Raw genomic sequence first — 14,200 nt, forward strand, 5'->3', positions numbered from 1 at the left:
GTCCGGGCCGCCGGTGCCGGCGGTGGACGCCGCGCGCTACCGCTTCGCGTGGACGTGCGTGGAACGTGTCGCTGCTACGTCGAGAAGTCTGGCCGGAACCAGGGGTCGGGCGCGCTGAGGTTCAGCGCACTCTTCCGCTGGGGAAAACCCCACCCCCGTGGGTCCGGTTCGCCGCCCCCCAGCGGCGTAAAGCCAGACTAAGGACGCGCGCGGGCCGTCTCGTCCTCCGTCGGTACGAACCCTCCCCGACCCCTGGTACGGAGGTACCCCTAGGGGCAGTCCACCCTCCGGGGGAGGTGGTCTCGGGGTAGGCCTCCCCCCTTGGTCGCACCGAGCCTCACCCTGCCGTCGCACCGGTATCAAGTGGCAAGCTGATCCCGGCGGATGGATGCAGGGGGAACGCAAGGGAGGGCACCCGGGTGGACGGCGTGGACGGCGTGGAGAGCACCAGGCCGGCGACACACGGCGCCGAGCGGGGTACGGGCCCGGACCGGCGCGGTCCGGTCGTCGCTGCCCTGATGCTCGCCATGGCGCTGGCGGCGCTGGACGCCACGATCGTCTCCACCGCCGTCCCGCAGATCGTGGGCGACCTCGGCGGCTTCTCCCTCTTCTCCTGGCTCTTCTCCGGCTACCTGCTGGCCGTCACGGTCACGCTGCCCGTCTACGGCAAGCTCTCCGACACCTTCGGCCGCAAACCGGTCCTGGTGGCGGGGGCGGCGCTGTTCCTCCTCGGCTCCCTGCTGTGCGCGCTCGCCTGGAACATGGGCGCGCTGATCGCCTTCCGGGTCCTGCAGGGGCTGGGCGGCGGCGCCCTCCAGGGCACCGTGCAGACCCTCGCCGCCGACCTGTACCCGCTTCAGGAGCGGCCGAAGATCCAGGCCAGGCTGTCCACGGTGTGGGCCCTCTCCGCGGTCACCGGCCCCGGCATCGGCGGCCTGCTGGTCGCCTACGCCGACTGGCGCTGGATCTTCCTCGTCAACCTGCCCGTCGGCGCGCTCGCCCTGTGGCTGATCGTCCGTCACCTGCACGAGCCGGCGCGGGAGCGGCGCACCGCGCGCGCACGGGTCGACTGGGCGGGCGCGCTGGCCGTCTTCGCCTGCGGCGGCGTGCTGCTCGCCGCCCTGGTGCAGGGCGGGGTGGCCTGGCCGTGGCTGTCGGCTCCCTCGCTCGCCCTGTTCGGGACGGGTCTCGCGCTGCTGGCGGCCGTGGTGGTGATCGAGCGCCGGGCGGTGGAGCCGATCATCCCCGGCTGGGTGTGGCGCCGCCGTACGATCGCCGCGGTGAACCTGGCGCTCGGCGCGCTGGGCGTGCTGATGGTGGCGCCGGCCGTGTTCCTGCCCACCTACGCCCAGTCGGTGCTGGGTCTGGCGCCCGTGGCGGCCGGCTTCGTGCTCTCCGTGTGGACGCTGAGCTGGCCGGTGTCGGCGGCCCTGAGCCAGCACGTGTACCGCAGGATCGGCTTCCGGAACACGGCGGTGCTCGGCATCGGCGCCGCGGCCCTGCTCCTGTTCGCCTTCCCCTTCCTGCCCTACCCCGGCGAGGCCTGGCAGCCGGCCCTGCTGATGCTGCTGCTCGGCGCCGCGCTCGGCCTGTTCCAGCTGCCGCTCATCGTGGGGGTCCAGTCCACGGTCGGCTGGTCGGAGCGGGGCACCGCGACCGCGTCGATCCTCTTCTGCCGGCAGACCGGACAGACGCTCGGCGCGGCGGCCTTCGGCGCGATCGCCAACGGGGTACTGGCGGCGCGGCTGGGCGGGACGGGCGGCGACCTCGGGAACGGCGAGCACGGGACCGGCGAGGCCGTCGACGTCGGGGCCGGTGAGCACGGGGCCGGTGCGCTCGACTCGGTGACGAGGGCGCTGGACTCGGGGGCCGCCCACGAGCCCGTACGGCGGGCGATCGCCGACGCCGTGCACGCGGTGTACTGGGGCGCGGCGGGTGCGGCGGCGCTGGCGTTCCTGGTGCTGCTCGTGGTGGCGCCACGCCGGTTCCCGGTGCTGAAGGACTGAGGTCCCGCGGGCCGGCACCCTCGGAAAGGCCCAGCTCAACGCGGGTACCACCGCCCGATCGGACCGCTCGGCGCATACCGACCGACCAGTTGGGCCAAAACTCAGCGCTCCACGTGACCGGCGAGTAACGTGCGTGGCCCGCCGCCCCCACCTCCCTGCGGTCCGCCGCACCGGACCCGAGCCGCGCAAGGAGCACCGGGATGTCCTACGACCCGTCCCCGTCGTACCCGCACCGGCCCCCACCACCCCCGCAGCAACGCCCGCCCTACCCGTCCCACGCCCCCGCCCCGTCCCCCCACGGCGCCCGCCCCCGGCGACCGGCGGAGCCGTTCCCCTCCCCCTTCGCCGCCCCCGCCTCCCGACAGGCGCCGCGCCGGGCCGCGCTCGGGCACCACAGCGACCTTCGGGTCCTGCGCAGCGCCTACCGCTGGCAGCGCCGCACCGCCACGCTCACCGCGCTCGGCTACTTCACCCTGTTCCTGCTCCTGTCCGCCTACGCGCCCGGCCTCATGAGCGGGTCCCTCGTCGGCGGAGTACCCACCGGCCTGATGCTCGCCCTGGCCCAACTGCCCGTCACCTGGCTGGCGATAGCGCTGTACGAGCACACCGCCCGCCGGCGTGTCGACCCGCTCGCGGACCGCATCCGCAAGGAGGCCGAACTGGATGCCCGGCGGAGGGCGGCACGATGACGGAGTTCAGCGGCAACGCCCAGACCATGTCCCTGGTCGGCTTCACCACCGTCGCCACCATCACGCTGCTGCTGTGCGTGATGACCGGCCCCGACCGGGACGACCTCGACGAGTTCTACACCGGCTACGGCTCACTGTCCCCGATGCGCAACGGCCTGGCGATCGCCGGCGACTACATCTCGGCCGCGACCGTGCTCGGCACCAGCGGCGTCATCGCCCTCTTCGGCCACGACGGCGTCGTCCTGGCGCTCAGCACCGCCCTGTCGCTGATGCTGCTGATGTTCCTGCTGGCCGAACCCCTGCGTAACGCGGGCCGCTTCACCATGGGCGACGCGCTCGCCCGGCGGATGCCCGGACGCGGCGTCCGCGTCGCCGCCTGCGCGGTGACCCTCGCGGCGCTGCTCCCGCTGATGCTGGTACAGCTCGCGGGCGCCGGCCAACTGCTCGCCTTCGTCCTCGGCTTCTCCGGCGAGTCGCTGGAGACCGGCTGCATCGTCGGCCTGGGCGTACTGATGATCAGCTACGCCGCGATCGGCGGGATGAAGGGCACTGCCCTCATCCAGATCCTCAAGATCGTGATGCTGCTCGGTTCGGGCACGGTGGTCGCCGCACTGATCCTGAACCGCTTCGACTGGGACCCGGGCGCCCTGTTCGACGCGGCGGCTGACCGCAGCGGTGCGGGTGAGGCGTTCCTGAACTCCGGCCTCCAGTTCGCGGGCGGACCGCTCCCCGAGGTGGACATGGTCACCGCGCACCTGACCGTCGTCCTCGGCGGCGCCTGCCTCCCCCACGTCACCATGCGCATGTACACCGCGTCCTCGGCCCGCCAGGTGCGCCGCTCGATGTCCTGGGCGGTGTCGGCCGTGGCGCTGTTCGTCCTGGTCATCACGGTCGTCGGCTTCGGCGCGGCGGCCCTGGTAGGACGGGAGACCGTCACGGGCGTCGACCCGCAGGGCAACACCGCCTACCTGCTGGGCTCCCAGGCGGCGTTCGGCGCCCAGGTGTCCACGGCGGAGACGTTCCTGTTCACGACGGTCACCACGGCCGTCTTCCTCACCCTGCTCGCCTCCGTCGGCGGGATGATCCTCGCCTGCGCCAACTCCCTCGCCCACGACGTGTTCGCCGCCCGCGTCCGGGAGCTGTCACCGCGCCGCGAGATGGCCCTCGCCCGCGTCTCGGCCCTGGCGGTGGGCGTCCCCGCGATCGTCCTCGCGACCCTCGTCCAGCACCGCAGCCTCCAGCCCCTGGTCACCCTGTCCTTCTGCCTGGGCGCCTCGGCCCTCGCCCCCGCCCTCGTCTACGGCCTCTTCTGGCGCCGCTACACCCGCACCGGACTGCTCAGCACCCTGATCGGCGGCTCGCTGGCCGTCCTGCTGCTGATGCCGGGCACCAACCTGGTCTCCGGCTCACCCGTCTCCGCCTTCCCCAACGCCGACTTCAACTGGTTCCCGTTCACCACCACGGGCCTGGTCACCATCCCGCTCGGCTTCGCCTTCGGCTGGCTGGGGACGGTGCTGTCGGGCCGGCGCAAGGCGGAGGAGCAGCGCCGCGCCTACGAGGCCGTGGAGGGCTGGATCCTGGCCGGAGCGGTCCGCCGGGGCGAGTGAGGCGCGGCACTCCCGGAGCCGCGGCCGGGAGCCCCGCGCCTCACTCCACCGCCCGCCCCGTCAGCGCGCTGAGGTTGCTGCGCACGGAGGCCATCTGGGCCTGGAGTTCGTCCCACCGCTCCCCGTGCTCGCGCAGCACCCGCTCCGTCTCACGGGCGATCCGCTCCTGCCGCGCCCGGGCCTCGGCGACCACCTCGGCCGCCCGGGCCCGGGCCTCCTCCTGCCGCCTCGCGGCGGCCTCCTCTGCGGCGGCCAGGGCCCGCCGCGCCGCGTCCACGCCCTGCTCGGCGCGGGCCACCAGCTCCGCGTGGCGGGCGTCCAGGGCCCGCACCCGCTCGTCGTGCTCGCGCTCGGCCGCGGCGCGCCGCCCGGCGTGCTCCCTGTCCTGCTCGGCCAGCATCCCGGTGGTCCGCCCCCGCATGTCCCGCAGGGCCGCCAACGCCTCCGCACGCCCGGACCTCACCTCGCGTCGCGCCTCGATCCGCGCCTCGTCGGCCTCCGCACGCGCCGCGAGCAGCCGCTGCCGGGCCCGCTCGTCGGCCTCGGCGCGCACGGCGTCGGCGTGCGCCCGTGCCGCCTCGTGCAGACCGGCCGCGTACGCCCGCGCCTCCTCCGCCAGGCGCTCCGCCGCACACCGGCCCTCCTCCCGTACGGCCTCGGCCTCCTCCTGACCGAGCAGGAACAGGCGCCGGGCGCGCTCCCCGAGCGCCGCGTAGTCCTGCGAGGTGAGGTGTGCGGCCGCTTCCCGCAGCTCCGCCAGCTCCTCCCCCATCTCCCGGGCGAGCACGGTCAGCCGGGCCGCCCGCTCCCAGGCCGCGTCGCGCTCCTCGGAGAGGGCCGCGGCACACGCCTCCACCTGCTCGGGACGGTAACCGCGGTCCCACCCGCGTACGGTCACGAAGTCGTGCGGAGACGCCGATGCGCTGCTCATGCTCATCACCCCTGCGGTGAACCTGCCGCACTGAATGGACCCGACCGACTTTATGGAGCGGGCGTAACCCAACATAATGCGACACACCGCACGTAAACGGGTGGGGCCCGGTCGCCCCTCAGGACGACCGGGCCCCACCCGTCGGACGCGTCAACGGTGACGAACCGTCACAGCAGCCCGTCCCACATCTGCTCCAGCAGCACCGACCACCAGCTCTCCGGCGAGCCGAGCGCCGCCGGGTCCAGCGCGGCCAGCTGAGCCTGGAAGTCCACCGTCCAGCGGCCCGCCTGCTCCTGGTTCAGCCCGAACCGCAGCCGCCACATACGGCCCAGCAGGGCCAGGCTGCGCGCGAACTCCGGCAGCCCCGTGTTGACGAACTGCGGCGGCACGGGCGCCCCGCCCGGACCGGCCTCCACCGGCACCGCCACGATGGCCGCCGTGCCGTACTGCACGCAGATCGCCCGGCCGAAGTCACTGCCCACGACGAGGTACGAACCCGCGTCCGGGGCCGGCTGCACCCCCCGCTCGGCCGCCAGCTCCGCCAGCGTCGGCACCGGGCGGCCCGGCTGGGCCTGCGCCCAGAAGAACGGGCCCATGTCCATCGGCAGGCCCGCCGCGACCAGCGTGTGCGCCACGACCGGCGGCACACCCTGCCGCGACACCGCGGCCTGCTCGAACCGGAAGACCCCCGGACCGAACGCGCCCCCCAGCTCCTGCCCGATGACCTCCGGCGGCACCGGCGGCACCGGCTGCACGGGCGGCAGCGGGGCGCGCACCGGCGCCGGCCGGGCCGGCCCGTCGGCCACCTGGTGCAACTCGCCCTGATGCTCCAGCAGTTGCTGCATGCCCTGCTGTCGGCTCGCGTGATCGGTGCCGTACGGGGCGATGGAGGTGATCCGCGCCTGGGGCCACTGCTCGCGGATCATCCGTGCGCAGTACGCGCCCGGCAGCTCGCACGACTCCAGCTCCGTGTGCAGCTCCAGCACCTGGTCCGGCGGCACGTTCATGGCGCGCAGCTCGTGGAAGATCTGCCACTCCGGGTGCGGCGTGCCCGGCGCCGAACGCCGGATCAGCTGCTGCTCGGAGCCGTCCTGGGCGCGATAGCGCAGCACGGCCTGGTAGCCCGGGCCGACGGTCGGCAGACCGGCGGGCGGCTGCGGATAGCCGTACGCGGGCGGCTGCCCGGGCACCGGCCCGCCGGGCGGCGGCATGGCACCGGGGGGCGGCATGGCACCGGGCGGCATGGGCCGTGCGGCGCCGGGGACACCCGGAGCCCCGGGGACGCCCTGGGCCCCGGGGGCACCCGGGAGGCCAGGAGCGCCCGGCGGCGGCGGAGGCGCGCCCGGGCCGGCCACCGGGGGCGCGGCCAGCACGGTCTGGGCGTGGTGCACGGCACCGCCCGCCCCACCGGAGGAACCCTGGCGGCCGGGCGCACCCGGAGCCGCGGGGGGCGGCGGCGTGCCCGGCCCACCGGGAGCCGCGGGGAACGGAGGCGTGCCCGGCCCACCGGACACCCCGGGGGCGCCCGGCGCGCCCGGCGCACCAGGAGGCACGGGGGGCGCGGGCGGCGCGGGGGGCCCGGGCTGCTGGGGCGCACCGCCACCCGTCCGGCCCGGGTCGGCCAGCATCGTGGCGGCGTGGTGCATCCCGCCCGGGGGCGTGCCGCCAGGGGCACTCGGCGGAGGCGGCGTCCCCGGCGCACCCTGACCGGCGGGCGGCTGCGGCGCGTTCGGCGGAGGCGGCGTACCCGGGCCGTTGCCCGGGCCCTCGGGGCCGAGGGACGACACCAGCTGCGTCGGCACGTAACCGCCCGCCGGCGTTCCCGGCGTTCCCGGCGCGGACGGCGGGGGCGTTTCTCCGGGGCGCACGCCCGGCACGCCCGGCGCGCTCGGCGGAGGCGGGGTGGCGGAACCACCGCCCCGGCGCGGCGGGGGCGTCGCCTTGCTGGTCGCCACGTCGGCGATGTCCCCCGCGTCCGAGGGAAGAGGCCGGGCCGGCGTGGCGGACGCACCCGCACCCGTGCCCGCACCCGCCGACGGCTGCGCCGGCGACGCGGGCGCCGACGCACCCGCACCCGCGGGCGCGGCCGAGGCGTTCGGGTCCTCGATCGCCGGGGTGACCGCCGTCGGCGGAAGCTGGCTGCCCCCCGAGAGCAGCGCCGTCTTGGCCTCCGGCGTGGCCGCGGGCGGCGGTGTGCCGCGGTCCGCACCGCTCAGCGGCGGCGCGAACACGGTCTCGGGCAGCGGCACCGAACGGTCCTCACCGGCGTCCGCGTTGGTGTCCGTCCCCGCCCAGGGAGTCGCCCCCGCCGGCGCACCCGCCGCGGAAGAGCCGGCACCACCGGATCCGGCGGCCGGCCACACCGCACCGCTCGACCCGGCGTCGGCCGAGGCCGCGGGAGCCGACGGCGCGGCGGGGAACGCGGACGGCTCGGGCGCCGTCGGCACCCCGGCCTGCGTCTCGGGCAGCGCCCCGGGCCCCGCGTCGGCACCGGCGGCGGCCGCGCCGCTCCCCTGCCGCCGATCCGGAATGCCCAGCTTGTCCGCCGCCTCCTGCAACCACTCCGGCGGGCTCAGCAGGAACGACGTCTGATTGAGGTCCACCCGCGCCGCGGGCGCCGGCACCGGCTCCGCGGCCTCCTCGGGACGGCCGTACTCCTCCTCGTACCGGCGGATGACCTCACCCACCGGCAACCCGGGCCACAGCGTCGCCTCACCGCTGTCCCGCGCGATCACCAGCCGCTGCGCGCCCCCGTCCGAACGCGGTCCGTCCGCACGGTCCTCGGCCCACACCACGAACCCGAGGTCGAACTCCCGGACCCGCACCTCGCGGTGCTGGTACGACGGCAGCTCGCCGTTGACCCACTCCTCCGCGCGCTCCTGCGCCTGCGCGAACGTCACCATCGTCAGCTCACTCCCCTACCGAAGACGCCGAAGACGCCGAAGACGCCGAGGGCACCGACGCCACCGGCACCGCGCGCGCGAACCCGCCGTCCACCATCAGGTTCGCCACCGTCTCCAGCTCCGGCGGAGACCCCGCGAGCCGCGACAGGAACGCGTCGAAGTCCTCACCGCAGGGCCGCAGCAACCGCTCCACCCGCTCGGCGGGCGGCAACGCGGGGTCCACGTCCCGAACGTCGTCGTACGCGCAGAACCACACCGAACCGAGCCGCTCGCCCTTCACCTTCACCGCGAGCAGACCGCCCTGGACGAACGCGACGCCCAGGTAGTCCTTGGTCAGATGGTCCCGCAGACACTTGTTGACATAGACCAGGTCGTTGACCGCCGCCTCCTCACGCACCGTGAAGAACGGCTGGTCCACCAGCAGCCCCAGCTCCGCGTCGAGCGCCGTGCCCACCGGGGCGCAGCCGCCCGCCGCCTTCAGGAACGACCGGTACGCGCCCGGCAGCCGGTACCCGAGGTCCTCCTCGACCTCCTGCACCTGCTGCTCCGACACGGCCACTCCCGACTTCGGCAGACCGAAGTGCGCCGGACGCGTCTCCTGCAACGGCCGCGTGCCCCGCTTGCCCTGGTCCACCGCCGCCGTCGCGATCCCGCCGTGGTGCCGCAACAGCGCCTTCACCTCGACCGGGACCAGCTCCATCCGCCGCGAACCGGCCACGTGGTGCCACGTCCAGCCGTGCGGCGTCGCCACCGCGGGCACCGTGTCCCACAACTCGTGCCCCGACGCCGACAGCGCCGCGTTGGCCGACACGTAGTCCGTCAGCCGCAGCTCGTCGACACCGAACCCCTCCGGCGGGTCCGCGATCTCCGCGACCGCGCGGGCGTACGGCGAGAAGACGGGGTAACCGCCCTCGTCCACCCGTACCCCTCTCGGGTGACGGGCCGCCCGCACCGGATCCGGGAAATGCACGACCTGTCCGGCATAGGCCGCGTTCGGCGGCGCGGCTTGTTGCCCGAGCCGACCTGTCGTCATGGCGGTTGCCCCCTGCGGCGTCTGTCTGATCTGTCTGCACTGTCTGGACTGTCTCGTTCACCGCACGCGATCGCGGTGCCGACAGCCTATGCGGTACGGCAAGAGGGGTCACCGGCACCGGACCCCGTGCCCGACACGCCCGCCTCCGCTTCCGTGACCAGCCGTCACCCTCCCGTGACGCACCGCCCGTACCCGGGCGTGTCACCACGCCCCAGCTTCCGCAGCCGCCACGGGATTTGGCACTCTGTGACCTCCGGGGGGATGCTCAGGAGGGGAAGACGATCATGAGTGCGACACAGACGGGACCCGACACCGGCCGGTCCGACGGCCCACGCGGCGGCGACCCCCGCGTCGGCTGGAGCAGCACGGAAGCCCACCACGCGCCGGTCCTCCAGCACCGCCGCGACGGCATCCTCCCCACCGTCGCCGCCGCCCTGTCGGTCCGCGGCACCACCCTCACCGGCACCGCCACCCGCGCCGACGCACCGCCCGCCCTGCACCCTCTCGTACAGGACTTCCTCGACACCCTCACCAGCGGCCAACGCGACCGCTACACCGGCCGCTGCGCCGAGACGATCCTCATCTCACGACACCTGGCCACCGCCGACGCCGCCCGCAGCAAACGCGCCGCGCGCAAGCCCATGACCAACGGCGAGGCACGCAAGGCGCTCAAGCACTCCAAGCTCACCACCCGCCGCATCCGCGAGGACGGCGACCCCCTGCACGGCAGCTTCGCCGCACCGTGCCGCGCCTGCACCGCCCTCAGCGCCCACTTCGGCGTCCGCGTCGTCGACCCCACGACGCAGGACGGCTGACCCCCGGCCACCACCACCGAAGACAGAGCCGCCAGAGCCGCACGAGCCGCCAGAGCCGACCGAAACGAACCAAGGGCCGATGCAAGCCGACCGCACCTCCACCACCCGCTTCCCCGTCCCCGTCGACGCCGCGCTGCGCGACGCCGGCTGGCTGCCCGGACGCTGGGACATCAAGCAGGCCGAGATCTGGGCCGACACCCTGCGCGAACACACCTCGCCCGCAGGACACCGCCACACCGTCTTCCCCGCCGCCGTCGAGGCCTGGGCCGAGTTCGGCGGCCTCCACATCGCCCCCACGGGCCCCGGCCGCCAGATCGCCCCCGCCGTCCTCCACCTGGACCCCCTGCACGGCCTCCACATGGCCCGCACCCTCGGCGACCTCGGCCGCGCCCTCGACACCCGGACCTGCCCCCTCGGCATCGAGACCGACAGCCAGGCCCTCGTCGCCATCGACACCGAGGGCCGCGTCTACGCCCTCGACCACACCGGCGACTGGTACCTCGGCCCGGACATCGACCAGGCCCTCGCCACCCTCGTCGCCGGCACCCAGCCGACCCGCCTCACCACCGGCTGACCCGCGGGCTACAGCGCCGCCGACGACGCCGGAATCACCGCCGACACCCGGAAACCCCCCGCGTCCGTCGGGCCGGACACGAACACCCCGCCCAACGCGGCCACCCGCTCCTTCATCCCCACCAGCCCGTTGCCACCCGACGGCAACCGCGCCGACGAGGCGGAGGACAGCTCCGGCGGCGGCTCGTTCTCCACCTGCATCGCGATCTCCGAGACCCGGTGGGCCAGCCGCACGTACGTCTTCGCGCCGGCCGCGTGCTTGTGCACATTGGTCAACGCCTCCTGCACCACCCGGAACGCCGTCGACTCCACCTCGGGCGGATACGACCGCTCCTCCCCCTCCACCGACAGGTTCACGACCATCCCGGCCGCCTCCGACTGCCCCACCAGCTCGTCCAGCTCGGACAGACACGGCCCGTCGGCGGGCCCCTCGCCGTCCCCCGCGGCCCGCGAGGCCGCCGCCGCGGCAGCCGCCCCCACCGCCGCCAGCGGCACCGACGCCCGCTCCCCGCGCACACCGTCCCCGCCACTGCGCAGCACCCCGAGCATCTCCCGCAGCTCCGTCAGCGCCTGCCGCCCCATGTCCCCCACCAGCGCGGCGTTCTTCACCGCCTTCTCCGGGTCCTTCCGCGCCACGGCCTGCAACGCGGCCGCATGCACCACCATCAGACTCACCCGGTGCGCGACCACGTCGTGCATCTCCCGCGCGATCCGCGTCCGCTCCTCGTTGCGGGCCCACTGCGCGCGCTCCTCCGCCCGCTCCGCCAGCAACTGCAGCTCCCGCTCCAGACTGTCCGCCCGCTCCCGCAGGCTCTCCATCAACCGGCGCCGCGCCCCCACGTACAGGCCCAGCAGCAGCGGCGGAGCGGTCACGCCCAGCGACGTCCCGATCGACGCGAAGGGGAAGAACCAGTCCCCGAAGTCCACGCCGTCCCGCGCCATGTCCTGCCGCAGTCGTACGAACGTCACGATCAGCGTCCCCAGGAACGACATCCCGGCCAGCGACCCGATGATCCGCCGCGGCAGCTCCGACGCCGCCAGCGTGTACAGGCCGACGATGCCCAGCAGCAAGCCCATCTCGGCGGGCGTGATGGCGATCCCCACCAGCACGACCGCGATCGGCCACCTCCGCCGCACCACCAGCACCGAGCCGGCCAGCAACCCGAAGACGACCCCCGCCGCCACCGGAATCCCCGCGTCCCGCGCGAACGGGACCCCCTCCGCCGCGCACTCCAGCGCGGACACGGCGCCGAGGCTCACATCGAGCACCGCACCGCGCCGCCTGTCCCACCACCAAGGCCCACCCCGGGCCGGTGCGTGTTCTTCCCCCGTCGTGGTCATGCCTCCCAGCCTACGGGCGGTGGGCGCCCCATTTCCGGTGACTTTCGACAAACGATAGGACGCGATATCCCTCGAACTGGTGAACCCCGGTCCCTTCACCTCCGGAAGCGGGGATTCCGGCCGGACGGTATGCCCCTGGCACATCCACGGAACAAGTACGCGGACTTCGAGGGCTTGCGGGAGCGGGCGGTGGCGCTGCGGCGCGAGGGCCTGAGCCGCCGCCAGATCCGCGACCGGCTCCTGGAGGGCGAGCCTCCGCCCCGCGCGAGCCGTTCCTGGTGGGCATCGGTCTGTACTGGGCCGAAGGAGGCAAGGACAAGCCCTACGATCGCCGGGAGAGCGTCGCCTTCGTGAACAGCGACCCCGGCATGGTCCGGGTCCTCCTCGCCCGGCTCGACCTCCTCGAGGTGGAGCGCGAGCGGCTCCGGTGCGCCGTCATGATCCACGAGGTCCGCAGGCGTCGCGGGAGCCGAACGCTACTGGGCCGAACTCGGGAACGCGGGTGCCTCGCACCGGGGATGCCTGGTGATCAAAGTACTGAAAGGCGCCGACTTGTACCGTCGCATCGAAGGGTCCTGGTACGGCATAGTGTGGGGAGCCGCTCGACCGACCGGAGAAATGTCCGTTTAGTCGAGTCTGCTATCCCCTGTGGTGTAATCGGCAACACTATCCACTTTGGATGGATCATTTCAGGTTCGAGTCCTGGCAGGGGAGCAGTTGCTCAGTTCGGGTCCTGACCGGCGAAAGCCGATGTCAGGGCCCGCACTCATGCCCCCCACAACCCATCCCGGTATCCTGCGGATGTCCACCCCCACCCCCCCAAAAAGCCGAAGGGCATCCCGTGAGCGCCATTCGCCCGGCAGCCGTCGTCGTTCTCGCAGCGGGTGAGGGCACCCGTATGAAGTCGGCCACCCCCAAGGTCCTGCACGAGCTGTGCGGCCGGTCCCTCGTCGGACACGTGCTCGCCGCCGCCGGCGAGCTGGACCCCGAGAACCTGGTCGTCGTCGTCGGACACGCCCGTGAGAAGGTCACCGCCCACCTCGCCGAGGTCTCGCCCGAGGTGCGCACCGCCGTCCAGGAGCAGCAGAACGGCACCGGGCACGCGGTGCGGATGGGGCTGGAGGCGCTGGGCGGCACCGTGGACGGCACGGTCGTGGTCGTCTGCGGTGACACGCCCCTGCTGACCGGCGAGACGCTCCAGGCCCTCGCCGCCACCCACACCGCCGACGGGAACGCGGTGACCGTGCTGACCGCCGAGGTGCCGGACGCGACGGGGTACGGCCGGATCGTGCGGGACGGGACCTCCGGTGCCGTCACCGCGATCGTCGAGCACAAGGACGCGTCCGAGTCGCAGCGGGCGATCCGCGAGATCAACTCCGGTGTCTTCGCCTTCGACGGCCGGCTGCTCGCCGACGCGCTCGGCAAGGTGCGTACGGACAACAGCCAGGGCGAGGAGTACCTCACCGACGTCCTCGGCATCCTGCGCGAGGCCGGGCACCGGGTCGGTGCGTCGGTCGCCGGGGACCACCGGGAGATCGCCGGGATCAACAACCGGGTGCAGCTCGCCGAGGCCCGTCGGATCCTCAACGACCGGCTGCTGACGCGGGCGATGCTGGCCGGCGTGACGGTCGTCGACCCGGCGACCACCTGGGTCGACGTGACGGTGACCTTCGAGCAGGACGTGATCGTCCACCCGGGCACGCAGCTGCACGGCTCCACCCACCTCGCCGAGGGGTCCGAGGTGGGCCCGAACTCCCGGCTCACCGACACGCGGGTCGGCGCCGGTGCCCGCGTGGACAACACCGTCTCGGTCTCGGCGGCCGTCGGCCCCGAGGCGACCGTGGGCCCGTACGCGTACCTGCGTCCCGGTACCCGTCTCGGACTCAAGGCCAAGATCGGTACGTACGTCGAGACGAAGAACGCCTCCATCGGCGAGGGCACGAAGGTGCCGCACCTCTCCTACGTGGGCGACGCGACGATCGGCGAGTACTCGAACATCGGCGCCGCGAGCGTGTTCGTGAACTACGACGGGGAGAGCAAGCACCACACGACCGTCGGCTCACACTGCAAGACGGGCTCGGACAACATGTTTGTGGCTCCTGTCACGGTCGGGGACGGTGCCTACACCGCCGCCGGCTCGGTCATCACGAAGGACGTGCCGCCCGGTTCGCTGGCCGTGGCCCGTGGCCAGCAGCGGAATATCGAGGGTTGGGTGGCTCGGAAGCGACCGGGGAGCGCGGCGGCGAAGGCGGCCGAGGCGGTCACCGGGGAGGCCGGCGGCGAGGGCTGACCGGAAACCGGT

General features: G+C 74.1%; 10 protein-coding genes, 1 tRNA gene and 1 pseudogene. 8 read left to right on the forward strand and 4 right to left on the reverse strand.

Annotation, left to right across the window (positions count from 1 at the left end; genetic code table 11):
- Positions 1 to 437 precede the first annotated feature (437 nt).
- From ACZ6EG_RS28455 to ACZ6EG_RS28465, 3 genes are all read left to right on the forward strand, one after another.
- Positions 438 to 2,006 carry an MFS transporter gene (locus ACZ6EG_RS28455; protein WP_391971157.1) on the forward strand — a complete coding sequence of 523 codons (1,569 nt, stop codon included), beginning with the start codon at positions 438 to 440 and terminating at the stop codon, positions 2,004 to 2,006.
- Positions 2,007 to 2,206: 200 nt separating this feature from the next.
- Positions 2,207 to 2,695 carry a DUF485 domain-containing protein gene (locus ACZ6EG_RS28460; RefSeq protein ID WP_469608730.1) on the forward strand — a complete coding sequence of 163 codons (489 nt, stop codon included), beginning with the start codon at positions 2,207 to 2,209 and terminating at the stop codon, positions 2,693 to 2,695.
- Positions 2,692 to 4,302, forward strand: coding sequence for a sodium/solute symporter (locus ACZ6EG_RS28465; RefSeq protein WP_469608733.1), 1,611 nt, complete (start codon positions 2,692 to 2,694; stop codon positions 4,300 to 4,302). The genes ACZ6EG_RS28460 and ACZ6EG_RS28465 overlap by 4 nt, the downstream gene beginning before the upstream one ends.
- Positions 4,303 to 4,342: 40 nt before the next feature.
- Here the strand turns inward: ACZ6EG_RS28465 and ACZ6EG_RS28470 are convergent, their stop codons facing one another.
- From ACZ6EG_RS28470 to ACZ6EG_RS28480, 3 genes are all read right to left on the reverse strand, one after another.
- Positions 4,343 to 5,233 carry a coiled-coil domain-containing protein gene (locus tag ACZ6EG_RS28470; protein ID WP_391971080.1) on the reverse strand — a complete coding sequence of 297 codons (891 nt, stop codon included), beginning with the start codon at positions 5,231 to 5,233 and terminating at the stop codon, positions 4,343 to 4,345.
- Positions 5,234 to 5,400: 167 nt separating this feature from the next.
- Positions 5,401 to 8,136 carry an SUKH-4 family immunity protein gene (locus ACZ6EG_RS28475; protein ID WP_469608736.1) on the reverse strand — a complete coding sequence of 912 codons (2,736 nt, stop codon included), beginning with the start codon at positions 8,134 to 8,136 and terminating at the stop codon, positions 5,401 to 5,403.
- Positions 8,137 to 8,143: 7 nt separating this feature from the next.
- Positions 8,144 to 9,169 carry an SMI1/KNR4 family protein gene (locus ACZ6EG_RS28480; RefSeq protein ID WP_356608886.1) on the reverse strand — a complete coding sequence of 342 codons (1,026 nt, stop codon included), beginning with the start codon at positions 9,167 to 9,169 and terminating at the stop codon, positions 8,144 to 8,146.
- A 284-nt stretch (positions 9,170 to 9,453) separates the two neighbouring features.
- On the opposite strand from ACZ6EG_RS28480, the gene ACZ6EG_RS28485 reads away from it, so the two are divergent.
- Positions 9,454 to 9,984, forward strand: coding sequence for a YwqJ-related putative deaminase (locus tag ACZ6EG_RS28485; RefSeq protein WP_356608888.1), 531 nt, complete (start codon positions 9,454 to 9,456; stop codon positions 9,982 to 9,984).
- Between the two features lie 79 nt (positions 9,985 to 10,063).
- Positions 10,064 to 10,558 carry an SUKH-3 domain-containing protein gene (locus ACZ6EG_RS28490; RefSeq protein WP_053132383.1) on the forward strand — a complete coding sequence of 165 codons (495 nt, stop codon included), beginning with the start codon at positions 10,064 to 10,066 and terminating at the stop codon, positions 10,556 to 10,558.
- An 8-nt stretch (positions 10,559 to 10,566) separates the two neighbouring features.
- Here ACZ6EG_RS28490 and ACZ6EG_RS28495 read toward each other — a convergent pair whose 3' ends face one another.
- Positions 10,567 to 11,898 (reverse strand): sensor histidine kinase, encoded by a 1,332-nt coding sequence (locus tag ACZ6EG_RS28495; RefSeq protein ID WP_391971078.1) that lies wholly within the window; start codon positions 11,896 to 11,898, stop codon positions 10,567 to 10,569.
- A 129-nt stretch (positions 11,899 to 12,027) separates the two neighbouring features.
- Here ACZ6EG_RS28495 and ACZ6EG_RS28500 point away from each other — a divergent pair.
- The 3 genes and pseudogenes from ACZ6EG_RS28500 to glmU all read left to right on the forward strand — a co-directional run bounded on the left by ACZ6EG_RS28500 (position 12,028) and on the right by glmU (position 14,188).
- Positions 12,028 to 12,528 (forward strand): annotated as a pseudogene (locus ACZ6EG_RS28500) (hypothetical protein).
- Positions 12,529 to 12,540: 12 nt separating this feature from the next.
- Positions 12,541 to 12,612, forward strand: a tRNA-Gln gene (locus ACZ6EG_RS28505).
- A 127-nt stretch (positions 12,613 to 12,739) separates the two neighbouring features.
- Complete coding sequence (gene glmU / locus ACZ6EG_RS28510; RefSeq protein WP_469608742.1) at positions 12,740 to 14,188, forward strand: bifunctional UDP-N-acetylglucosamine diphosphorylase/glucosamine-1-phosphate N-acetyltransferase GlmU; 1,449 nt, start codon at positions 12,740 to 12,742, stop codon at positions 14,186 to 14,188.
- The last annotated feature ends 12 nt before the right edge of the window (positions 14,189 to 14,200 follow it).

The sequence above is a fragment of the Streptomyces sp. NPDC041968 genome, assembly GCF_055589025.1.